The organism is Streptomyces sp. NPDC002690 (assembly GCF_053592415.1).
In genome coordinates this window covers 1-22,248 of record NZ_JBSFVR010000022.1, presented here as the reverse complement: position 1 = coordinate 22,248, position 22,248 = coordinate 1, and the positions used below count along the sequence as shown (strand labels likewise).

At 70.8% G+C, this 22,248-nt stretch carries 23 protein-coding genes; 12 read left to right on the top strand and 11 right to left on the bottom strand.

The window, feature by feature from the left end; translation table 11 throughout:
• Positions 1-89 precede the first annotated feature (89 nt).
• From ACWD3D_RS05510 to ACWD3D_RS05490, 5 genes are all read right to left on the bottom strand, one after another.
• On the bottom strand, positions 90-425 hold the full coding sequence (locus ACWD3D_RS05510) for a hypothetical protein (RefSeq protein WP_451459616.1): 336 nt from the start codon (positions 423-425) through the stop codon (positions 90-92).
• A 151-nt stretch (positions 426-576) separates the two neighbouring features.
• Positions 577-765 (bottom strand): hypothetical protein, encoded by a 189-nt coding sequence (locus ACWD3D_RS05505; RefSeq protein ID WP_451459615.1) that lies wholly within the window; start codon positions 763-765, stop codon positions 577-579.
• Positions 766-1,245: 480 nt separating this feature from the next.
• A complete protein-coding gene (locus tag ACWD3D_RS05500; RefSeq protein WP_451459614.1) occupies positions 1,246-1,443 on the bottom strand; it encodes a hypothetical protein in 198 nt (65 codons plus the stop codon).
• A gap of 1,150 nt (positions 1,444-2,593) precedes the next feature.
• Positions 2,594-2,896 carry a hypothetical protein gene (locus tag ACWD3D_RS05495; protein WP_451459613.1) on the bottom strand — a complete coding sequence of 101 codons (303 nt, stop codon included), beginning with the start codon at positions 2,894-2,896 and terminating at the stop codon, positions 2,594-2,596.
• 232 nt (positions 2,897-3,128) lie between these two features.
• The gene (locus tag ACWD3D_RS05490) at positions 3,129-3,332 is read right to left on the bottom strand and encodes a hypothetical protein (RefSeq protein WP_450773767.1); all 204 of its coding nucleotides are present in this window, start codon (positions 3,330-3,332) and stop codon (positions 3,129-3,131) included.
• Positions 3,333-3,502: 170 nt separating this feature from the next.
• On the opposite strand from ACWD3D_RS05490, the gene ACWD3D_RS05485 reads away from it, so the two are divergent.
• The 4 genes from ACWD3D_RS05485 to ACWD3D_RS05470 all read left to right on the top strand — a co-directional run bounded on the left by ACWD3D_RS05485 (position 3,503) and on the right by ACWD3D_RS05470 (position 7,367).
• Positions 3,503-4,249, top strand: coding sequence for a DUF6879 family protein (locus tag ACWD3D_RS05485; protein ID WP_451459612.1), 747 nt, complete (start codon positions 3,503-3,505; stop codon positions 4,247-4,249).
• A 12-nt stretch (positions 4,250-4,261) separates the two neighbouring features.
• The gene (locus ACWD3D_RS05480; RefSeq protein WP_451459611.1) at positions 4,262-5,113 is read left to right on the top strand and encodes a helix-turn-helix domain-containing protein; all 852 of its coding nucleotides are present in this window, start codon (positions 4,262-4,264) and stop codon (positions 5,111-5,113) included.
• 556 nt (positions 5,114-5,669) lie between these two features.
• Positions 5,670-6,791, top strand: coding sequence for a Rieske 2Fe-2S domain-containing protein (locus ACWD3D_RS05475; protein ID WP_451459610.1), 1,122 nt, complete (start codon positions 5,670-5,672; stop codon positions 6,789-6,791).
• Between the two features lie 72 nt (positions 6,792-6,863).
• Positions 6,864-7,367 (top strand): DUF4265 domain-containing protein, encoded by a 504-nt coding sequence (locus ACWD3D_RS05470; protein ID WP_451459609.1) that lies wholly within the window; start codon positions 6,864-6,866, stop codon positions 7,365-7,367.
• A 419-nt stretch (positions 7,368-7,786) separates the two neighbouring features.
• On the opposite strand, the gene ACWD3D_RS05465 is transcribed toward ACWD3D_RS05470, so the two are convergent.
• Positions 7,787-9,430: an MFS transporter gene (locus ACWD3D_RS05465; protein WP_451459608.1), complete on the bottom strand. Its 1,644-nt coding sequence runs from the start codon at positions 9,428-9,430 to the stop codon at positions 7,787-7,789.
• Positions 9,431-9,652: 222 nt separating this feature from the next.
• Entirely contained in the window at positions 9,653-10,429 is a 777-nt protein-coding gene (locus ACWD3D_RS05460) for an IclR family transcriptional regulator (protein ID WP_451459607.1), read from the bottom strand.
• A 70-nt stretch (positions 10,430-10,499) separates the two neighbouring features.
• Here ACWD3D_RS05460 and ACWD3D_RS05455 point away from each other — a divergent pair, with 70 nt between their 5' ends.
• The 8 genes from ACWD3D_RS05455 (at position 10,500) to ACWD3D_RS05420 (ending at position 17,765) form a co-directional block, all read left to right on the top strand.
• Complete coding sequence (locus ACWD3D_RS05455) at positions 10,500-11,702, top strand: cupin domain-containing protein (RefSeq protein WP_451459606.1); 1,203 nt, start codon at positions 10,500-10,502, stop codon at positions 11,700-11,702.
• Between the two features lie 2 nt (positions 11,703-11,704).
• Positions 11,705-12,532, top strand: a complete 828-nt coding sequence (locus ACWD3D_RS05450) for a fumarylacetoacetate hydrolase family protein (protein ID WP_451459605.1) — start codon at positions 11,705-11,707, stop codon at positions 12,530-12,532.
• The gene (locus tag ACWD3D_RS05445) at positions 12,529-13,161 is read left to right on the top strand and encodes a maleylpyruvate isomerase family mycothiol-dependent enzyme (RefSeq protein ID WP_451459604.1); all 633 of its coding nucleotides are present in this window, start codon (positions 12,529-12,531) and stop codon (positions 13,159-13,161) included. Before ACWD3D_RS05450 ends, ACWD3D_RS05445 begins: the two co-directional genes overlap by 4 nt.
• Before the next feature lie 10 nt (positions 13,162-13,171).
• On the top strand, positions 13,172-14,467 hold the full coding sequence (locus ACWD3D_RS05440) for an FAD-dependent monooxygenase (RefSeq protein ID WP_451459603.1): 1,296 nt from the start codon (positions 13,172-13,174) through the stop codon (positions 14,465-14,467).
• Positions 14,464-15,657, top strand: coding sequence for a thiolase family protein (locus tag ACWD3D_RS05435; RefSeq protein ID WP_451459602.1), 1,194 nt, complete (start codon positions 14,464-14,466; stop codon positions 15,655-15,657). The genes ACWD3D_RS05440 and ACWD3D_RS05435 overlap by 4 nt, the downstream gene beginning before the upstream one ends.
• Positions 15,654-16,346 (top strand): 3-oxoacid CoA-transferase subunit A, encoded by a 693-nt coding sequence (locus ACWD3D_RS05430; RefSeq protein ID WP_451459601.1) that lies wholly within the window; start codon positions 15,654-15,656, stop codon positions 16,344-16,346. The genes ACWD3D_RS05435 and ACWD3D_RS05430 overlap by 4 nt, the downstream gene beginning before the upstream one ends.
• Positions 16,346-17,038 (top strand): 3-oxoacid CoA-transferase subunit B, encoded by a 693-nt coding sequence (locus ACWD3D_RS05425; protein WP_451459600.1) that lies wholly within the window; start codon positions 16,346-16,348, stop codon positions 17,036-17,038. The genes ACWD3D_RS05430 and ACWD3D_RS05425 overlap by 1 nt, the downstream gene beginning before the upstream one ends.
• A gap of 118 nt (positions 17,039-17,156) precedes the next feature.
• A complete protein-coding gene (locus tag ACWD3D_RS05420; protein WP_451459599.1) occupies positions 17,157-17,765 on the top strand; it encodes a TetR/AcrR family transcriptional regulator in 609 nt (202 codons plus the stop codon).
• A gap of 51 nt (positions 17,766-17,816) precedes the next feature.
• On the opposite strand, the gene ACWD3D_RS05415 is transcribed toward ACWD3D_RS05420, so the two are convergent.
• The 4 genes from ACWD3D_RS05415 to ACWD3D_RS05400 form a co-directional block, all read right to left on the bottom strand.
• A complete protein-coding gene (locus ACWD3D_RS05415) occupies positions 17,817-19,574 on the bottom strand; it encodes a hypothetical protein (protein WP_451459598.1) in 1,758 nt (585 codons plus the stop codon).
• Between the two features lie 11 nt (positions 19,575-19,585).
• A complete protein-coding gene (locus ACWD3D_RS05410) occupies positions 19,586-20,215 on the bottom strand; it encodes a hypothetical protein (protein WP_451459597.1) in 630 nt (209 codons plus the stop codon).
• Positions 20,212-20,532, bottom strand: a complete 321-nt coding sequence (locus tag ACWD3D_RS05405) for a hypothetical protein (RefSeq protein ID WP_451459596.1) — start codon at positions 20,530-20,532, stop codon at positions 20,212-20,214. Before ACWD3D_RS05405 ends, ACWD3D_RS05410 begins: the two co-directional genes overlap by 4 nt.
• Before the next feature lie 138 nt (positions 20,533-20,670).
• Positions 20,671-22,098, bottom strand: coding sequence for a CHAT domain-containing protein (locus ACWD3D_RS05400; RefSeq protein ID WP_451459595.1), 1,428 nt, complete (start codon positions 22,096-22,098; stop codon positions 20,671-20,673).
• Between the last annotated feature and the right edge of the window lie 150 nt (positions 22,099-22,248).

The window sequence follows — 22,248 nt, the reverse complement described above, 5'->3', positions numbered from 1 at the left end:
CGATGGTCGCTTGTGTCCGGCAACGCCTTGGCGCTCGACCCTCCAGGCAACATGAACCCGAACGCCAGGTTCGTGCGAGGCGAACCCTCCTAGTTCGGTGCGTAGACCACCACATCGGCGATGGGGCCATCGCTGCCGTTTTGCACGTTGTACTGGATTGTCACAGCCGCATCAGGCTGACGCGCTGTGGGCCACCCCGAGGCATTGCGGGGGTGGTGGTCTGAGTTGCTGGCCACGGCCCAGGCAGTCACAAGAGACGCTTGCTTGCGACGACCTATCTCATCGCGGGCCTGGTCTTCAGCACGTCTTTGTGCGGCGGCCTTGCGGTCTCGCCACACCACGACGCCACCGACCGCAAACGCGCCAACTGTCCCTAGCGCGCTGAAAACTGAGGCGCTGGTGTTCAACCATTCGGATGCACTCACGTTGGCAAGTTACTTGGTAAGCAGGCCCGGCGGAGGGATAAACGGACTGAGGCCCCCGGAGATCGCCGGGGGCCTCGCGCGTCCCCGCTGGGCCCAGGAGGCCGGGGCGGGGTCTCGTGCGCTCCGTGGTGCCACCGGAGGCCGGGACGAGCTATGCGGAGGGCTGGGAGTGAACTCCCTCCGGCTGTTCCTCCTCGGTTTGCTCCTGCTTCAGGTCACGCCAGGAAATCCGAGCACGACGTGCCGAAGCGAAAACGTCCGGCAACTGGTCGAGGAACCCTCGGATGGCGAAGAGCAGGATCGACAGCACACCGAAGATGGCGAGGATGCCGAGCGTCACGGCCGCGTCCAACAGTCTCAGTACCTTTCAGGCAGGTGACCGAGCCGGGTCTCTTGCGCAGGGCATTCGTCAGCTCGGCCACGGTGAAGTGGCTCGAACCGAGAAGCCCCACGCTCGACGCAACGCTGGGTGTCTCAGTGGCCGAGGCGGGTGCGCTCGGCAATACGGTGGTCCTTCATAGAGCTGTAGCGAGTCGAAGCTCCTCAAGCGACCTTGCGAGCCGACATCGATTGAATGTGACCAGCGGGTATCCGACCCGCCTGCCTCATCCCGGTCTCGCGCCTCCTGGAACGCCCTGCACCATCTGGATGCAGATCACAAGAAGCGAAGCAAAGGGCTTCGACTGCGTGCGAGAGCTTGCAACCTCCCACACGCAGAACTGATAGTAAGTCAAGCTCGGGGGAGAACGCACCTCGATCCTGCAATAAGCGAGCCCAGTCTCAGTCGAGTTGACTGGACAGGGCTCAGCTTCCATACGGCCTACGCGGCGAGGGGCGGCTCCTCGTCGTCCGCCGGGGGCGGCAGCTCGGGCCTCTTGAAGCGCTGCCACGAATCGCGGGCTCGGCCGGCCGACTCGATTACGTCCGGGACCTGGTCGAGCAGCCCTTTGATTGCAAAGAGCAGCACTGAGACCACGCCAGCGATGGCGAGAATGATGATGATGGCGGTGCCGTCCACCGATCCTGACCTTCCCTGTCATGGGTCGGATCGGGTGCGCAGGCAGCCTCGATCCGAACCCTACGGTTCGGACCGAGACACCTGCGCTGACACACGGGCGCGCAAATGTTCTCGGACAGGCTGACCAGGTCTGCCTGGTGGAGCAACCGGAGCAGCGTGACTGTCTTCTCGCTGCGGCTTGGCGCGTGTCGGACCCGTGATGAGATCCCGCAAGCCTACGAGTGCGTCTCGTCTGGAGTCAGCATCGCGCTGACCTTCCCCCGCGAAGTGGGGCCATCGCGGCCCCTCAACGCTTTCAGTTTAGCGCAACACGTAGAACTGGTGTAAAAGCAACTCGGCCCCAGGTCAATGAGGTTGGCCCGCGGCTTGGTCGCCAGATGCTGCCGTAGGTTGGGACGGACCTACGCGGAGGGCTGGGACTGCGATCCCTGCCGCTCGGTAGCCTCCTGCCGCACTGTTCTGCGGCGTGCGGCTTCCCGCTCTGGGCTTCCCGGCGGGCGCGCTTCAGTTCCTGCCACGCTTCCCACGCTCGCCGAAGCGATGCGAAGAACTCGGGCAGCTGATCAAGGAATCCCTTGAGGGCGTACAGCAAGATCGACAGAATGCCGAAGATTGCAAGGATGGCGAGCGTCACGGCCCCGTCCAACGTCTCGGTACCTCTCAGTTACGGGTGACCGAGGCGGGGCTCATGCGCAGGGCATTCGTCAGCTCGGCCACAGCAAGGTGGCTGAACTGAGAAGCCCTGCTTCCGACGCATCGCCGGGTGTCTCAGACGGTCAGGCTCTCGCCCAACCGGTGAATCAGTTCTGCGCAACACTGGGACAGGGTTCAGTAGCCATTGGGGTTTTGTGATTCGGCGTCGGATGGCCTTCTCTGCCATGCAGTTGGCAGCACTAGACCTGTCGGATCACTGGTTCTCAAAACGCCCTGCATCTCGGATGCGGGGCGCAGAGGCAGCTACATGATCTTTTTCCGCTACCCAGGTAGATGGTCGCAGCTCCGCCCACCTGGGTCCCATTGCGCTTACGAGGATGGCGCCCCGTGCCCTAACTGTCGCCCTGCGCAGCGAGGTTGCTCTTTGGCCTGCTGAAACGCGACAGCCCCGCACCGGCGTGAACCGGTGCGGGGCTGCAGACTCGCACGGAACGGCCTACGCGGAGGGGACGGCCCCGACGAGGTCTTCCCAGCCGAGGTCGGCGGCCACCCGCGCCGCGTCCCTGTCGACCACCGTGGTGCCGGACGTCCGGCGGATCTGGCGCCCTCCGTCTCTGGCCTGGAGCAGGAGAGATTTCAGCTTGGAGTCATGCCCGGGAGCGAAGGTGCGTTTGGTCGTGGCCGTGCAGTCGGTCGTCGTCTGCTGCCACACCTTGTCGCCCTGGGTGTTCTCGTGAACGAGGACCAGGAGCGAGTAGCTGGAGCACTCGCAGGGCTTGGCGGTCTCAGATGTCGTCATGCGTTTGCCTCAACAGGTCGAATCCGGGAAAGCGGTACATCCCACTCGATACCCCCACCCTGGGGGCGCATGAACGCCTGACGGCTGACCAGCCGCCCACCCTCCTTGAGGCGTTCCTCGATTACGCCGACCAGGTGGCCCGTGCGCTCCGAGATCGTGTCCATCACGAGCGTCTCGCGAGGCCATGGCAGCTCCCCGTGGTGGAGGGTCGTTGCTGGCTTTTGGTGCTGGGTCACTCGCGCCCCCCTCGCTGAAGTGCTTCGGCGAGGCGGGCGGCCACGACGGAGCGCACGCGCCCCAGCTCAACGAGCCGCAGCGCGGGTGATGCGGGGTCCACCCCAAGCGACGGAAGCACGATCCCGACTTGGGCCAGCGCTGCCCGAAGGGACTCCATCGCCACGAAAGGGTCGACGTCCTGCTGTTCCTTGGTTGCCATGAACGTGACGCTAGAAGTGGGGAGTTGCCCGGCGGTATGCTGTTTTCCCGAATTTGCTCGACTGGTCACGAAGATTGCTGCTGTTTTCTCCTGCACCCTGCCTGACCCCGTAGAACCGGGCTGCGGCTCCGGCCATGCTGTTGATCAACACCCCTGGAAGGGAGAGCGTCATGGCTCGTCAGTTGCGCTTCACCGGGACAGACAGCAAGGTCGACGGTTGCCCCGCCCTGCATACGGACGAGGGCACCGGCGAGATCATCGTTCAAGGCACGCCCGTTACCGACCCCGGAGACCTGGCACAGCTCCAGCACTTCGGGCCGGACGATGCGGCAGTGGTCGTGCCGCGCGAACTGTTGGTTAACTGGGGACCGAAGGAGATGGAGCGGGTGCCGGAACTGGTCGACCGGGACACCTTCCGGCGTCTCTTCGTGACCTTCAAGCACACGGCTTGGCGTCTGGAGACGCGGCGCGGCTACGCTTCCGATCGTGAGGACCCCGACTTCCAAGAGTTCTTGGCCACCGGCTCCTCGCCTTGCGACCCCAACGAGCCCTGGTTCGTCAACATCAAGGCGCAGACGGACACGGGCAAGACGGTCGGTCGTGTCCGCCTCGCCGACCGCCCGATGACCACCGAACAGCGGTTCCTACTCGACTACGCCCGGCACAACGCGGCGGCCGGCGAGGAGATGCGCTACCTGTGGCGCGAGGATGCGGCCGACCTGCCCGCCGAAGACTTCTGGATCTTCGACTCGCGTATCGTCGCCCTGCTGCACTTTGACGACGCGGACAACATGCTCGACATCGAGCTGATCACGGAACCGGCCGAGGTCGTTCGATACGCCATCGTCCGCGACGCGGCCATGCACCACGCTGTCCCGTACGACCAGTTCGCGGCGCAGGTAGCCGCGACCGAGTAGCGTGCGTGACCGGTGAGCACCGACTACCAACAGGCAAGGGCAGCGCTGGGCGCGCGACTGCGCGAACTGCGGTTCTCGTGCCCTGGTGGTCGGCTCACCGGTCAGCAACTCGCCCAGCGGCTCGGCTGGCAGGGCTCCAAGGTCAGCAAGCTGGAGAACGGCAAGCAGACTGCCACCCCCGAGGACTTGAGGGCGTGGGCCGACGCGACCGAGCAGCCGGGCGTGTACGCGGAGCTTGCCGCCCGGCTGGCAGGGTTCGAGTCCCACATCAGATCATGGCGTCGAGCGCTGGCGAACGGGTTCAAGCCGCTGCACGAGGGGCTGAGTGCGGAGATCGACCGCACCTCACAGATGTGGATCTGGGAAGAGTCGGTGATCCCAGGTCTGTTGCAGACCCCCGAGTACGCCCGCCACGTCATCCAGCGCTATTCGGAGCTGCTGGGCGGAGCCAGCGACATTGAGGCCGCCGTACGCTCCCGGGCGCAGCGGCAAGAGTGGTTGTACCGCCCTGGTCGCAAGCTGCACGTGCTGATGTGGGAGGCCGCGTTGCGGTCGCTGATCTGCCCGCCTTCGGTGCTGGCCGCTCAGCTCGACCGCCTCACAGGCATGATCGGCATGGACACGGTGGAGCTGGGCGTCATCCCGTTCATGGCGTCCGTCAAGATCGTGCCCGCCAACGGCTTCTGGGTCCTTGATGGCCGTCTGGTGGTCGCGGAGGACTGGCACGCCGAGATGTGGTTGGACGACGCCGACAACGTCGCCTTGTACTCGAAGGTCTGGCGCACCCTCCGTGAGTCGGCCGTGTACGGAACCGACGCCCACAACGTCATCAACGCAGCCAGGCGCACGCTGAACCCCCGTTGATGACGTTGTGAGCGCGTCTCAGTCAGAGCACACCGAGAGAACTCGTCACGAGTGGGCACAAGGTGAGCGCGCCTGCGAAGGCAGCCCCGCCGAAGCATTCCTTGAAATGGGAAAGCGGGGGTGGCCCGGTGGCATGCCGCCCTACGGTTACGAGACTGCGTGCCAGGGCCAGAAGGGCAAATCGCACCTCGTGTGGGGCGGGGTGATGGCCGCCCTGCCGACAGATGACCCCGGCTGCCGGCCGGTTCCTGAACATCACCTCGTGCCGCCGTTCCGGGTGGAAGGCCGGGTCGACCCGCGTGTCCTGACCGGCGCCGATGTCCAGGAAGAAGAGGTGGCCCCGGAAACAGGCGCCGGGTGCCCACGCGACCCGGCGCTCCGCGCCGGTGGCGGTATGCGGCCCCGACGCCCCTTCGGCCGCATGCCGTCCGTCACCCGGTGTCACTATCTGCATGTATGTACCACGTTCGGGTGGCCGTCGGGGTGCCGCGGGGGTTCCGGGGTGAGGTGGGCAGCCTTCAGGCGACCGCTGATCCTCGGCCCGAGAGGGTATTTCGTGGGACTGCCCCGTCCGTTCACCCGTGCCATCACTGAGGGACCGACCCCTGCCGACCTCGCGGGCGCGCCCGCCCTGCCCTACCCGAGCGGCTGGTCCGCACTCGCCTTCTCCTCCGAGCTGAAGCCCGGGACCGTACTGACCCGGCCGCTCGCCGGGGAGGACGTGGTGCTGTACCGGCTGCGATCGGGAGCGTTACGCGCCATCCGGCCGTACTGTCCCCACCTCGGCGCCCACCTCGGCCTCGCGCACGTCGACCGCGACGAACTCGTCTGCCCCTTCCACCAGTTCGCCTTCGGGCCCGACGGCACCTGCGTACGTACGGGGTACGACACCCCGCCCCCGAGGTCGCCGCTGACGCGGCTGCCCGTGCACGAGGTCAACGGGGCCGTCTTCGTCTGGCGCCACCACGACGGCCGGGAACCCGACTGGTTCGTTCCGCCGTGGCACGAGATCGGCCACCGTCCTGCCCGCGAGGCCGCGTGGGAGCTGGGCGGGAACGTCCAGGAGGTCATCGAGAACTCCGTGGACCTCGGCCACTTCGCCACCCTGCACGGCTGGCGGCGCGCGGAGATGGGCGGGCCGGTCGTGTACGAGGACGCGACCTTCCACGTCTCCATGCGGGCCCACGAATCGGCCCCGCTCCTCGGCGACTTCGTCGTCGGGATCGAGGTGGACGGGTACGGCCTCGGCTGCCTCCACGCGGACGTGTACACGCCCCGGCTCGGGCTGCGGATGTGCACGATGGTGCTGCCGACCGCCGTCGGACCGCACCGGATGCAGTTCCGGCAGCGCAACCGCATCGCCTTCACCGAGCCGTCCCGGCTGCCCGCCCCGCTCGCCCGCACGGTGAGCAGGACCGCCGCCCGGCTGCTGGACCGGGCGGTGTTCCGGTCGAGTTGCGAGTTCACCGCCGCGGACTTCCCGATCTGGAACCACAAGCAGTACCTCCAGCCTCCGAGACTCGCCCACGGCGACGGCCCGATCGGCCCGTTCCGCCGCTGGGCCCGCCGCTTCTACCCGCCCGTTGGTATGGACGTGGGCGTGGACGTGGAAGGCGGCACGGCGGTGACCGGGTGGGCCGGGCGCGAGAGCGAGGTGGCACGCCGGGCCGGGGCCTGAGTGTGACCTGAGGGCTCGGGACGCACCGATCCGCGTGCGGTCCGCGAGGGCCGGTGAGCGATCATCTGGACCGTGACCCCAACGACTCCGTCCGAGCCCAGCACCGCTGAGAGCGACCGCATCAAGGTGTGGTTCCGTTTCGTGCCACGCGAAGGCTGGCTTCCCCATGACACGGAAGGGCTGTGGGCAACGCGGCTGAGCGCCGACACCGCCCGGGTCGAGAACGTTCCCTTTCTGCAGAACGGGGTGGCTGAGGGGGAGACCGTGCGGTTCGTGACGGACGCCGACGGTCTCCACTGGTCGAAGGAACGGGTGGAGGCGTCGGGCAACTGCACCATCCGGGTCCTGTCCGTTCCGTCCGGCCCCCTGGGACGGAGCGCTCGCGCCGTGCACGAGCGGCTGTCGCCGTTCGGCCTGGGCGGTGAGGTCTTCAGCGAGGAGTTCCCCCTGGTCGCCTTCAACGTGCCGGCCGACGCGGACCTCGGTGGGATCAAGGCGCTGCTCGTCCAGGGCGTGCGGGACGGATGGTGGCACTTCGAGGAGGGCTGCGTCACCGACGCGTGGCGCGACGCGTAGTCCGGTCGTCACGCCGGTGGGGCCGCCCCGGCAGGACTCGCGTCGGCGGGGCGGCCCCGGCAGGACTCGTGTCGGCCGAGCGGCCCTGGCAGGGCTCACGTCGGCGGGCAACCCGGTCGTCGCCGTGGCGGCTCGCACGCGGCCACGGTCTCCGAACCCGAGGCGGTCGCCGACCTCATCCGCCGCGCGATCGGCGACACAGGCTGATCCGCAGGATTGATCCGTCAGGCTGATCCGTCGGGCCGATTCGTCGGGCTGATCCACCGGGCCGACCTGCCGGGCCGACCTGCCGGGCCGAACCACCGGGCCGACCCGCCGGGCGCCGAACCACCGGGCCGGGCCCGCAGGCTCGGCCCGGTGGTTCGCGGATTCCTCAACTCCCCTTCGGGGAACCGGACGTGAGTCCGACAACCCGCCGCCTACGCCGTGGCGGCCGGTTCCGGCTCGCCGTCGCGTACGGGGGGCAGGCCCGGGGAGGCGGACGCCCCGCCCCCGGCGGAAGGACGGGAGTGGGTCCCGATCATGCCGAAGGCGGTGAGGACCGCCGCCGCGGCCGCCGCCACCCCGCACACCAGGAACGCGGTGCCGAAGCCGCTGCCCAGGGCGTCCAGGGCCAGGGCGTGGGCCGCGGCTCCCGGGGCGTCGGGCGGCAGGCTGTTCACGGCGATGGGCCCACCCGCCCCGAAGACCTCCCGGGCCGCCGCCAGTTGTCCGGCCGGCAGGCCCGCGTCGGACAGGCCGGACCCGAACACCGACCCCGCGTGGCTGAGGGCGACCGCGCCGACGACGACGGGCCCGAGGGCGAATCCGAGGTCGCGCAGCATGTTGGTGGTGGCGCTGGCCATGCCCGCCAGCTTCAGGGGCACGCTGTTCAGCGCCACGGCGGTCACCGAACTGACCGTCAGGGCAAAGCCGACGCCGATCAGCAGGGCGGGCGCGACGAACCCGCCGAGGCCCGGGTCGGTGATGTCGAGCCGGCTGCACAGCAGGCAGCCGATCGCCATCAGGGCGCATCCGGTCGTGAGGAGCCATGAGGGGGCGACGCGGTGCAGGAGCCGTGAGACGACCGGGATGAGCAGGAAGGCGGGCCCTTGGAGCAGCAGGAAGGGGACCGCCACCCGGATCGGGTCCTGGTGCTGTACGGGGCCCAGCCACATGCTCGTCGCGAAGCAGGCGCCGAGGAAGGCGAGCATGCCGATGACCGCCACGACGGACGAGACGGTGAACGCCCGGTCGCGGAAGAGTTTCAGGTCGAAGATCGGGGACTCGGCTCCCAGCTCCACCACGACGAACGCGGCCAGGAAGCAGGCGCCGATGACGAAGGCGAACATGACGGGAAGGGTGGTCCAGCCCGACTCGGGCCCCTCGACGGCTCCGTACAGGATCAGGACGAGGCCGAGGGCGAAGGTGATCTGCCCGGCCACGTCGAACGTACGGCCCTCGGGTGCTTTCGACTCAGCGGACAGCAGCAGCGTGAGCACCATGCTGACCAGGGCGAGCCCGACGAGGACCCAGAAGGAGCCGCGCCAGGAGCCGATTCTGGCGAACATGCCGCCGAGCAGCGGTGAGACGGCGGCGCCGGCGGAGAGGAACCCGCTCCAGAGCGCCACCGCGTGCGTCCGTTCCCGAGCGCTGCGGGTGACGGCGGTGATCGAGGTGAGGGAGCCGGGGAACATGGCCCCGGCGCCCAGGCCGTTCAGGGCGGCGCCGATCCACAGCACCTGCACGGTGGGTGCGAGCGCGGCCACCGTGCTGCCCGCCGCGAGCAGGGCGGTGCCTGTCGCGACCAGCCTGCGCCGCCCGAACAGGTCGCCGAGCACACCGAAGGTGAACTCGAAGCAGACCACGACGACCATGAAGGCGGCCGTGATCCAGGTGAGTTGCGAGCCGTGCGTGTGCAGGTCCTCCTGGAAGAGGCCGTTGAGCGAGGCCGGCAGCGCGTTCGCGACCTGCGCCACGAAGACGGTGGCGCAGGCGGCAGCCAGTGTTCCCGCGTAGCCCGGCGTCCGGGCGGCCCCCGCGGTTGGGCCGTGGGACGTCGTCGTCCCGTTGTTGAGCGTCATTGCTGTTCTCCCTGGCTGGGGAAAGCGGGCATCCCGAAGGGGGAGCCGTGAGAGGAAGGGGCTCGGCTCCGCGTGCGCGGTGGGGGGGAAGGGGCACGACGAGGGAGCCGGGCGTGATGCCGGGAGAATTTCATTCGCTTTACGCCACGTCAATGATGTGTGCGCGATTTAAAGTTTTCGGGTAACGCGTACGACACATGATCGTCATGTCGGATCATGGGCTCAGGGCTGCTCGGACAGGTCCCTCTCCAGTGCGTGTGCCGTGGCGTCCAGGGCGTTGACCAGGGCCTGGAGGCGGTGCGGGTCGTAACGGATGCTGGGCATCGACACCGAGAGCCCGGCCAGTGCGGAGCCGTCCCGGCCCCGTACGGGTACGCCGACGGCGACGAGACCGCGTTCGGACCGCTCCTTGTTGACGGCGAATCCGTTGCGGCGCACCCGCTTCAGCTCGGTCCGCAGTCGGCCGAGATCCGGACGGTCGGCCGGACGGTCGCGGTACCGCTCGGGGGCGTAGACCTCTTCCAGCTCCTCCGGGGTGAGGCCCGCGAGCAGCAGGAGCCCCGCCGTCGTGCGGTGGACCGGGAAGACCATCCCCTCCCGCGATCCGACGCGCAGCGCCTGACGGCACTCGACGCTGGCGATGAACCTGGCCGTGTCCCCGGCGCGCACGATCAGGTTCGTCGTCTCGTCCAGTGCGTCCACGACCCGGTGCAGATGGGGCAGGGCCGCCGCCCGCAGCTTCGACACGAGGGACTGGGAGTGCGCGGCGAGTTCCAGCACGGGCCCCGCCCGGTAGACCCGGTCGTCGCCCTGCACGGCGAAGTCCCGGTACACGAGCATCGCCAGAATCCGGTGGGCCGTCGACCTGGCGACGCCCAGCCGCTCGGCGATCTGCGACACCGTCGCGCCGCCCTCCATCTGCAGGACGGTCGCCGCCCGCAACGCGTGGTCGACGCTGGCGATCGGGTACGGAGGCGGTGTCTTGAGCGGTTTGTCCATGGTCCGGCGCTCCAATTCTGCTCTCCAGAATCTACATGTCCTCTCCCCGGACGCGGCGCACGCTGACCCCGTGACGCACTCCTCCCTCACCCACGACACCGCCACGGAGTCCCCGGTCCGGCTCCAGGCCGTCTCCGCAGCGGGACAGCCCGACGTCACCCCGGCGCTCGAAGAGCTGTACCGGGGTTTCGAGCAGGAACTGCTCGTACCGCTGTGGACCGAGATCGGCGACCTGATGCCGGCCCACCCCCGCTCACGCGCCGTGCCGCACCTGTGGCGCTGGGAGCGGCTGCGGGAGCTGGCGGACCGGGCCGGCGGCCTGGTGCCGGTCGGCCGCGGCGGCGAGCGCCGGGCCATCGCACTGGCCAATCCCTCCCTCGGCGGCAGGCCCTTCGCCACCCCGACCCTGTGGGCGGCCATCCAGTACCTCATGCCTGGCGAGGACGCCCCCGAGCACCGCCACACCCAGCACGCCTTCCGCTTCGTCGTCGAGGGCTCGGGCGTGTGGACGGTCGTCGGCGGCGACCCGGTACCGATGAACCGCGGCGACTTCCTCCCGCAGGCGGGCTGGAACTGGCACGCCCACCACAACGCCACCTCCCGGCCGATGGCCTGGATCGACGGCCTGGACATCCCGTTCCAGTACGTCACCGAGGCGCAGTTCTTCGAGTTCGGCCGCGACGGGATCTCCGACGCCGAACGGATCACCCCCGAGCGGTCGCGCTCCGAACGCCTGTGGGGCCACCCCGGCCTGCGCCCGCTGTCGGCCGCCCCGGTCACGCCCGGCAGCCCGCTGCTGTCCTACAAGTGGGAGTACACCAACGCCGCCCTGCGTGACCAACTGCTCCTGGAGAAGGAGGGCTTCGGCGGCACCGTCGAACCCGGTCACGCCGCGGTGCGCTACTCCAACCCGCACGACGGCTCCGACGTCCTGCCGACGCTGCGCGCCGAGTTCCACCGGATCGTCCGGGGTGCCGAGACCGCGCCGGTACGCGAGACCGGCTCGTCGGTCTACCAGGTGTTCGACGGCTCCGGCGTGGTGAGCGTCGGGGAGAAGTCGTGGCGGGTGGCCCGCGGCGACCTGTTCGTCGTCCCGTCATGGGAACCGCTCTCCGTCCGCTCGGAAGCCGGTACCACCGACTCCGACGAGGGCGCCCTCGACCTGTTCCGTTTCTCCGACGCGCCCGTTTTCGAGGCGCTCGGGCTCCACCGCACCCAAGCCGGGCTCCACCGCACCCGAGCCGGGCTCCACCGCACCGAGAAGGACCACTGACCATGAAGCTCGCCACCCTGCGCACGGCCGACGGCACCCGGGCGGTCCGCCTCGACGGTGAATCGCTCGTCGAACTCGGATACGCCGACCTCGGCGAACTGTTCGCCGAGCCCGACTGGCGGTCGAAGGCGGCCACCGCCACCGGCCCGGCGCACCCGGTCGCCGACGCGGACTTCGCGCCGGTCGTGCCCCGCCCCTCCAAGGTCGTCTGCGTCGGCCACAACTACACCAACCACATCAAGGAGATGGGGCGGGAGCTGCCGAGCCACCCGACCCTGTTCCCGAAGTTCGCCGAGACCCTGATCGGCGCGGGCGACGACATCGTGAAGCCGGCCGAGACCGAGGCCTTCGACTGGGAGGTCGAACTGGCCGTCGTGATCGGCACGCGGGTGCGCCGCGCCGACGAACAGCAGGCCGCGGACGCCATCGCCGGCTTCACCGTCATGAACGACATCTCGCTGCGCGACTGGCAGTTCCGCACCATCGAGTGGACCCAGGGCAAGATCTGGGAGGCCACCACCCCCGTCGGCCCGTACGTCGTCACCCCCGACGAGGTCGGCGGCGTCCGCCCCGCGCTGGAGGTCAGGACGCTCGTCGACGGGCAGGTCATGCAGCGGGACGACACCGGAACGCTGCTGTTCGACCCGGTCCACCTGGTGCGGTACATCTCCACCGTCATCACCCTGAACCCCGGCGACATCATCGCCACCGGCACCCCGGCCGGCGTCGGCAACGCCCGCGACCCCAAGGTGTTCCTGCTCCCCGGCCAGACCGTGGTCACCGAGATCGAGGGTCTGGGCGCCTGCGTCAACAAGGTGGTCGGGGCATGACGGCCGGCACCCGGACCCTCGCCGATGCCCGCGCCTGGGCCCGCACGGGTACACGCCTGGTGCTCGACGCCGTCGCGGACCTGGACGAGGCCGGTTTCGCGGCCGACAGCGCGCTGCCCGGCTGGACCCGCAAGCACCTCGCCGCGCACGTCGCCGCGAACGCCGACGCGCTGGGCAACCTGGTGCACTGGGCCGCCACCGGCGTCGAGACACCCATGTACGCCACCCCCGAGGAGCGTGCCGCCGGCATCGCCAAGGGCCCGGCCCTCTCCGCCGACGAACTCCGCTCCTGGCTCGCCGACTCCGCCCACAGGCTCGGCGAGAGTCTCGACGCCCTCACCGAGGAGCAGTGGAGCCACGAGGTCGTCACCGTCCAGGGCCGTACCGTCCCCGCCACCGAGCTGCCCTGGATGCGGTCCCGCGAGACCTGCGTGCACGCCGTCGACTTCGGTACGGGCGTCTCGTTCGCCGGTCTCCCGGACGGATTCCTGACCGCCCTGGCCGACGAGATCCGCGACAAACGCGCACTGGCCACGCTCCCCGCCGGGCCCCTGCCCGAGGTCACCGCCTGGCTGGCCGGCCGCCCCCACTCGCTCGCCGACGCCCCCGCGCTCGGCCCCTGGCTCTGAGGAGCACCCCATGTCCCACCCGGATGTCATCATCGTCGGCGGCGGCATCGGAGGCCTCGGCGCGGCGTTCTCGCTGACCCGCCAGGGGCTCGACGTCCGCCTGCTGGAGCGCGCCGCCGCCTTCGGCGAGGTCGGCGCCGGCATCCAGCTCGCCCCCAACTGCACCCGCATCCTCGACGACTACGGCCTCCTCGACGAGGCCAAGAGCCTCGGTGTCGTCCCCGATGCGATGATCATGCGCGACGCCGTCGACGGTAGTGAGCTGACCCGGCTCGACCTGCGTGACCTGGAGAAGCGCTACGGCTACCCGTACATGGTCATCCACCGCAGCGACCTGCACGGCCTGCTGTTGCGTGCCTGCCGGCGCGGCGGCGTCGAGCTGATCACCGACGCCGAGGTGACCTCGTACGAGAACACCCCGGCGGGCGCCCGCGTGACCCTGGCGTCCGGCGAAGTCCACGAGGCCGGCGTCGTGATCGCCGCCGACGGCCTGCACTCCGTCGCCCGCGCACTGCTCGTCGACGACGAGCCCGTCTCCTCCGCGTACGTCGCCTACCGGGGCACCGTCCCCGCTGAGCTGCCGCGGGCGCGATCCGTCGATCTCGGCGAGGTCGTGGTGCACGTGGGACCCCGCTGCCACTTCGTCCACTACGGCCTGCGCGGCGGCGAACTGCTCAACCAGGTCGCGGTCTTCGAGTCTCCCAAGGCGCTGGCCGGTCAGGAGGACTGGGGCACGCCCGACGAACTCGACACCGCCTTCGCCGCCACCAGCGACTTCGTGCGGGACGGCCTCGGGTTCATGTGGCGCGACAAGTGGTGGCGGATGTTCGACCGCGACCCCGTCATGAACTGGGTCCACGGCCGGATCACCCTCCTCGGCGACTCCGCGCACCCACCGCTCCAGTACATCGCGCAGGGCGCGATCATGGCGATCGAGGACGGCTGGGTGCTCGGCGAGCACGTCGCCCGCAACCGCGCCGAGGACGGCACGGTCGACTGGACCGCCGCCCTCGCCGCCTACGAGGCCGTCCGCCCCGAGCACTGCCGCCGCGTGACCACCACGTCCCGCGCGTGGGGCGAGTTGTGGCACCTCGACGGGGCCGCCCGCGAGCAGCGCAACGCGATCCTGCGCGCCCGCGACACCCACGACTACTCTTTCACCGACTGGCTGTACGGCCCCACCGCGCTGACCCCGGACGAGGAGCCCCCCATGTTCGAGCCGATACCGCTGACCTCGGCGGGCGCCGTGGCCGCCACGGCCGCGCGGGACGAGGCGCTCACCGCGGCGGGGAGCGGGACGAAGTGAGCGACGCCTACCTGTACGCCGCCGCCCGCACCCCCTTCGGCCGCTTCGGCGGAGCCCTGGCCCACGTACGCCCCGACGATCTCGCCGCCACCGCGCTGACCGGCCTGCTGGACAAGGCCCCCGGCCTGGACCGCGCGGCCATCGGCGACGTGGTGTGGGGCAACGCCAACGGCGCCGGTGAGGACAACCGCAACGTCGGCCGGATGGCGGTCCTGCTGGCCGGACTGCCGGTGAGCGTGCCCGCGACCACCGTGAACCGGCTGTGCGGATCCAGCCTGGACGCGGCGATCATCGCCTCCCGCACCCTGGAATCCGGCGACGCCGACATCGTCGTCGCCGGGGGAGTGGAGTCGATGACCCGGGCCCCCTGGGTCCTGCCCAAACCGGAGAAGGCGTTTCCCGCCGGGAACGTCACGGCCGTCTCCACCACCCTCGGCTGGCGGCTCGTCAACCCCGCGATGCCGAAGGAGTGGACCCTCTCGCTGGGCGAGAGCAACGAACTCCTCGCGGACAGGTTCTCCATCCCCCGGGAACGGCAGGACGCCTTCGCGGTGCGCTCCCACCGGCTCGCCGCCCGCGCCTGGGACGAAAGCTTCTACGACGACCTGGTCGTGCCCACGGCCGGCCTCACCCGCGACGAGGGCATCCGCCCCGGCACCTCGCCCGAGGCGCTGGCGGGTCTGAAGCCCTCGTTCCGCCCGGACGGGACGATCACCGCCGGCAACGCCTCCCCGCTGAGCGACGGCGCCTCCGCCGTACTGCTGGGAACCGAGGCGGCGGCCGACCGGATCGGGCTGGCACCCCTCGCCCGCATCGCCGGCCGCGGCGTGCACGCCGTGGAGCCGAAGATGTTCGGTTACGCGCCGGTGGAGGCGGCCGAACAGGCGCTGCGCCGGGCCGGTATCGGCTGGGACGACGTCGGCGCGGTCGAGCTGAACGAGGCGTTCGCGGTGCAGTCGCTCGCCTGCGTGGACGCCTGGGGCGTCGACCCGGAGAAGGTCAACACCCGGGGCGGCGCCCTCGCCCTCGGGCATCCGCTGGGCGCCTCGGGCGGACGGCTGCTCGGCACGCTGGCGAAGGTGCTGCGCGAGCGCCGCGCACGCTGGGGCGTCGCGGCCATCTGCATCGGCGTGGGCCAGGCCCTCGCCGTGGTCCTGGAGAACGTCACCGACGAAGCGGGGGAACGATGAGCGCGACCGTGGCCGCCACGACCGACGAGGCCGTGGCCGGCATCGAGGACGGGGCGACCGTCCTGGTGGGCGGATTCGGTCTGGCGGGCATGCCGTTCGACCTCATCGACGCCCTCATCCGGCAGGGCGCCGGAGACCTGACGGTGGTCTCCAACAACGCCGGCAACGGCGACGCGGGCCTGGCCGCGCTGTTGAAGGCGGGCCGGGTGCGCAAGGTGATCTGCTCCTTCCCCCGGCAGAGCGACTCCTACGTCTTCGACGACCTGTACCGGGCCGGGCGGGTGGAACTGGAGGTGGTGCCGCAGGGCACCCTCGCCGAACGGATGCGGGCCGCCGGCGCGGGCATCGGCGCCTTCTACAGCCCCGTGGGCGCCGGCACCCCGCTGGCGGAGGGCAAGGAGACCCGGGAGATCGACGGGCGCCCGCACGTCCTGGAGTACCCGATCAAGGGTGACGTGGCCCTGATCTCCGCCTATCGCGCGGACACCCTGGGCAACCTCGTGTACCGCAAGACCGCGAGGAACTTCGGCCCGGTCATGGCCACCGCGGCCACCACGGTCGTCGCCCAGGTCGTCGACATCGTGCCCGCCGGGCAGCTCGACCCGGAGGCCGTGGTCACCCCGGGGATCTACGTCGACCGTCTGGTACGGGCCGAGGCCCGCCGACTCACCGTGCAGGGAGCCCGCTGATGACGACCGCACCCGCCACCGCCCCGGTGGAGAACACCGCCCCGGTGGAGAACACCGGCCGGGGCCCGCTCACCACCGAGGAACTCGCGGCCCGCATCGCCCGCGACATCCCCGCCGGGTCCTACGTCAACCTCGGCATCGGACAGCCGACCCGGATCGCCGAGCACCTCCCGCCGGAGGCGGGAATCGTGCTGCACACCGAGAACGGCATGCTCGGCATGGGCCCGGCCGCCGTCGGCGACGAAGTCGACCCCGACCTCACCAACGCGGGGAAGGTCCCGGTCACCGAGCTGCCCGGGGCGGCGTACTTCCACCACGCGGACTCCTTCGCCATGATGCGCGGAGGCCACCTGGACGTCTGTGTGCTCGGCGCCTTCCAGGTCTCCCACCACGGTGACCTGGCCAACTGGCACACCGGCGACCCGGAAGCCATCCCCGCCGTCGGCGGTGCGATGGATCTCGCGGTCGGCGCCCGCCAGGTCCTGGTGATGATGAAGCTGTTCGCCCGGGACGGCACGGCCAAGCTCGTCCCCGCCTGCACCTACCCGCTCACCGGAGCCCGCTGCGTCCACCGCGTCTACACCGACCACGGCGTCTTCGAACCCGGTCCCGACGGGGTACGGGTCCTGGAGACGTACGGCGTCTCCCTCGCGGAACTCCGGGAGCGGCTGGGGGTCGATCTGCTGCCGTGAGCGCCCCGGGTGACCGGCACCGGGTCCCCGGGGCCGGTCACCCGTACCCGCCGTACACGCTGTGAAGAGGGAAGACGGTCCGTACGGGCGCCATGCGCGGACGCGTTAAAATCCCCGCATGGCGAACCTTCGTGAGGCACAGAAGCAGATGACCCGCCGTCTGCTGCTCGACGCGGGGGTCGAACTCTTCACGACGAAGGGGTACGCCGCCACCACGGTCGACGACATCGCGACCGCCGCGGGCACCACGCGCGTGACCTTCTACGCCTACTTCCCGTCCCGCAGCGACCTGATGAAGGCGCTCATCGACGAACGGCTCAACGACGCTCTCCAGCGCGTCCGTTCGCCCGAGCACGGCTCCACCGCACTGGACCTCGTCGCCACCGTCACCGCGGGGACCCCGGAGGCGATCAGAGCCTGGATCCAGCGGACCGTCGACAACTGGCCGGCCGTGCGGCCGATCATCCGCGTCGGCCGGGACGCGGCGGCGGTCGATCCCGATCTCACCGACCTCGTCGAGCGGTGGATGGAGGAGGCCATCAGCGACGTCGAGGACGGGCTGACATCGGCGGGGCGCTTCGAGCCCCACCAGCGCCGCTTCCGGGGCGTCCTGGCGATGGCCGAACTCGACTACGTCTCCCAGCACTGGGGCAGCGCCGACTGGAAGCTCACGCCCGAGCAGATGGTCGACGAGCTGAGCGCCGGCTGGGAGCGCCTGCTGACCTGAGCGGGCCCGCCGCCGGGCTTGAGGCATCCTCCGATCCGGCCCGGGAAGTCGTCAGGGTCGACGGGCCGCGCCCTTCGACGGTGCGCCGCCTGCCGGGTCGGGGGCCCGGGCGACCGGGAACCCCGTCGCGGCGCCGTCGGCCACGTGCGGCAGGGGGGACGTGGTCCGCTCAAGGAGCAGCCGCGTGCTCGTCAGCCGGGCGGCCAGTTCCTCGGAGTGCTCGCGCAGCACGTGCAGGTCGGTGTCGGCGTCGAGCTTCTGCGACCACAGCACACCACGTCCCAGCTCCAGCAGTTCGAGGGCATGTTCCGGTCGCTCCGCGTCGAGCTGGGCGGCGGCAGCCGTCGTCGCGAGTCCTCCGCCACCGGCCGTCAGGAGTATCTCCTGGTCGGGACGGTCAAGACCGCGCCAGGCGGTCGTCGGCAGCAGCCGGACGGCCAGGGAGCTGGACTCGGCCCGCTCCGCCGGCCCGGCGCCGGAGTGCCGGCCGAACTGCGTCCACAACGAGGCGGCGGCCAGGCGGCGCCACGCGGGGGCGGACTCCAGCATGGCCAGGCGCCGCCAGGCATCGGCCGAGCGGCGCCAGAGCCCGGTCGCCGACGAGGACGGGGACGCCGCGTCCACGTCCGGCCGGGTCGGGTGGGCCTCTTCGACCTCGGCCCACTGCCAGAGCAGCACCCCCAGCCATCTCAGCAGGTCGGGCGCTTCCGTCGGGTCGGCGTCGGCCAGCCGTGACTCCACCAGGTGGACCGCCGTGTCGAGTCCCTCGGCCGTCCCGGACAGCTCGGAGCGCACCAGGGCGATCTGGATCTGGGGCAGCCAGCCCGGGTCGCGGGGCTGACGGCGGCGCAGGACAGCCTCCGCCTTGTCGAGGTCGCCCGGCCGGGACAGCGCCTCGGCCTGGAGCACCAGGGCGTGTACGCGATTGCGGGCCAGCCCCGCACTCTCCTCGTCACGGCGCGGCATGAGCCGGTCCGCGTCCTTCAGATACCAGTGCGCCCGCACGATGTCCTGGGGGTCGCGGAAGTTCTCGTAGCGGATGACCAGTACCGCCGCCAGTTGGGAAAGCACGACACCGCGGTGTTTTCCGTATCCCGACGAGTTCGTGGAAACGGCCCACATGAGGGTGCGGCTGAGGGCCTCCGCCTGCTCGATGGCGATCACCGCGCGCTGCAGGTCCGCGACGGCCCCCAGCGCCTGGAAACGGGTGTGGTACGCGACGGCGAGCCTGCACAGGAGCTGGGAACGCATGAACTCGTCCATGGGCGGCCACTGGACGGTGTCGTAGGCGAGTTTGCGGGGCGGGAACTGCCGGTTCCAGCGGCGCAGTCCTTCCCGGAAGGAGAGACGAGGCCGATCGGCGCTCTCCCGCCGGTCGCACAGTTCGCTCGCGGCCCGGAGGTGGCCGATCGCCGCGTCGACGTCCTGCGGCTCGGCGCGCTGCTCGAATCGGTTGCTGAGGGCCTCGGCCAGCGCGATCCGGTCCAGGGCCTCCGCCTCCCACGAGGTGCGCGGGGCCGCGAGAGCCGCCTCGCCCATGGCGACGGCCCGGTCGAGCTGCTCGGGCTCCCGCGCCAGTGCGGAGAGCGACACGCGCGCCTCCATCTCCACGCGGCGCATCAGGTCCCGCATCCAGGTGGGCACGGAGGGCGTGGCGTACAGGACGGACAGAAGCTGTGCCAGTTCCCGCACCTGCTCCGGGTCGCCGGCCTCGATCGCGCGCACCGTGCGGCCCACGGCCGGACGCCACACCCGGGCGAAACGGAAGGACACCTCGAAGCGCCTTCTGATCAGCGCCAGGTCGAACATGCGCGGACGGTTCACGGGCAGGCCTCGACCGTACGCAGCCGGGTGACTTCGGCGAGCGGGATCTCCACGGTCGTCTTCCCGCTCTTCAGCCAGATCGTGCCCCGGGCGACGCGGGTCACCGACCCGCAGACGCTGCTCGTGCCGGGGGAGGTGACCTCCAGAGCGGGCTCCTTGGCCGCGGGGCCGTACCAGGTCGCGCCGACCGCGGCGACGAGGAGAACCGCGCAGCCGAGACTGAGCGCGATGCCCCGGCGCACGGCGCTCAGCGCCTTCACGGTCTCCCGGTGTTCGATCGCCGACCGGGTGGCGCGACCACCTGCCGGGACGGACCCGAGCGGGCCGTGCGCCGCCCGGTTCAGGAGATAGGCGCCCCCCGCTCCGCAGACCAGGGCCGCCAGCAGCAGTATCCCGACGACGGTTCCCCAGGTCTGCTCCAACTGCCCCACGTCGGTGCGGCCCTTCACCAGGCCGAAGCCGACGAGCCCGGCCATCAGGACACCGGCGGCGTTGCGCCAGCCGGTGGCCGCCGCCCGGATCCTGGGCAGCGCCTCCCGGGCCAGCCGGTGGCGCTCCTGCGCGGCCAGCAGGTCGCGCGGGCCCGCCGGGCCGGCCGGTGCGGTGACGCGGGGCGGTACGTTCACGACAACTCCAGAGGCCAGTAGGCTCCGCAACCGCTACGGCCCTCGGGACGGCCGACGTGCTCGCCCGCGCACACGCAGCTCACCGGAAGTGCGTTCCCGCCCGTCGTGTTCGGCGGGGCGCCGGCGGCGGCCGCCTTGTAGACGGGCTCGAAGAGTTCGACGTCGAGGGCGGCGCCGCAGCGCGGGCACGTGCAGATCAGTACGTAGTCGTCGCCGTAGGCCTCTTCCAGGGTGTGGTTCTGTGCCACCTCGGTGGCGTAGAACGGTTCGGTGATCTCCTGGTAGGGAACGGGCTGGTGACTTGTCGGGGTCGGCATGCGGATCCTTCCGGACGGGACGGGACGGGACAGGACTTGACCGGACGGGACGGGACAGGACTTGACCGGACGGGACTTGACCGGACGGGACGGGACTTGACCGGACGGGGCTGGACAGGACTGGACGGGGCGAGGGGTTCAGGGGCCGATGTGGATGAAGGGAACCCAGGTCGTCAGTCGCAGGTGATCGCTCTGGGTACCGCCGCGGCGTTCCTGCCGCTGTCGTGCCAGGGCCCGGTCCCGTTCACGCATCTCCCGTACGGCCCGGTGGAGTAGCCGCGCCGCGTCCGCGGGATCGAACCCGGGCCCGGAGGTTTCCCCGGTGCCGGGTCCGGCGGCGCGGTCCCCCGGGACACCCGCCGTGTAGAAGTCCCGGGTGATGACGGACGCGGCGCTGTCCTGCACGGACCAGAGCGTGCCGATGACATGACGGAATCCGGCGAAGTGCAGGGCCGCGGCCAGAGTGATCGCCTCGTCGGCCAGTTGGACGCCCCCCACCGCGGTCTGGCAGGCGGACAGGAAGGCGAACTCCCCGGAGAAGCGTTCCTTGACCAGGTCGTGGACGGTCAGAAGTCCGTCCCGCAGCGCGATCCCTCCGTGTCCGGGGCTGTCGAGCCGCTGAGCCGCGTGACTGCTGAAATGCGCCCGAGGATGCCGGCCCAGAGCCGCCAACACCGCCTCTACGGTGGCTTCTTCGCCTCGCAGCGACGTCAGGCGGTGGCCGAACGCGCTGCGCAGGGACTCCTGGTCGGCCTCGTGGGCGGGCAGTCGCGGCAGACCTTCGGGTTCCGGCGCGACGAAGAGCATGTCCGGGGAGTCCGCGCGGCCGGCGGCGTCCGGAGGCCGGGGGCGGCCACGGGCCGAGATCAGCGCCCGCACCGTCGGGGTGTAGGAGGACACCACCCGGTCCAGGACGGTCCGGTACTCCTCCCCCTCCTCCTCGGAGTGGCGACCGGCCGCGTGCAGCGGCAGCAGGGCGAGCAGCCCGGTGGGGCACCACCACAGGCGGGGAAGGGGGTCGCCGGGGGCGGCGGGGCCGCAGTGCCCCAAGTCGTCCAGGACGGGCCGCGCGATCGCGTCCCAGAGCCAGGCCGTGAGACCGGCGAGTTCGCGCTCGGCCTTGTCGCGGGCGTCGGACAGGGACCGCCGTGCCCTCGCGATCCTCGCGAACACCCTTCGTTTCCGATCACCCCGGGTGAACGGCACCATCGCGCGCTGAAGGTTCCAGCCCGCCGTCTCCAAGGCCTTCAGGCAGTCCAGATAGGCGGTGGCGCGGGAGGTGACCTCGTCCGGTGTCACCAGCGGCAGCGGCAGGGAGCGGACGCTGTCGTCCACGAGCAGGAGGGCGTCGCTCCGGTCCTCGCTGAGGTTGAGGACCGCCACGGCCCCCTCGCGGGCGGCGACGGTCAACGAGGCGGCGGTCGGCGGGCGGAGGAAGTCCGCCAGATACGGCACCTGCCGGGCGCGGCCCAACTGCCGGACTTCCTCGACGAGCTCGTCCCACCTGCGCGTGAGAGCGATCCGCTGGTCCACGGCATGGACCGGCCGCTGTTCCCCACCGTCCATCAGTCATCCCCCTTCGAGAAGCCTAGGCATCGGGGCGGGGCCGTGTCAGGGAGTCCGGCGCATCGGTGGGCGGCGGCGACCGGTGCGCTCCTCGCCGCCGTGTCGTGAGGCCGCGCCCGGCCCGGCACCCCCCGCCCGGCCCCGTGCCCG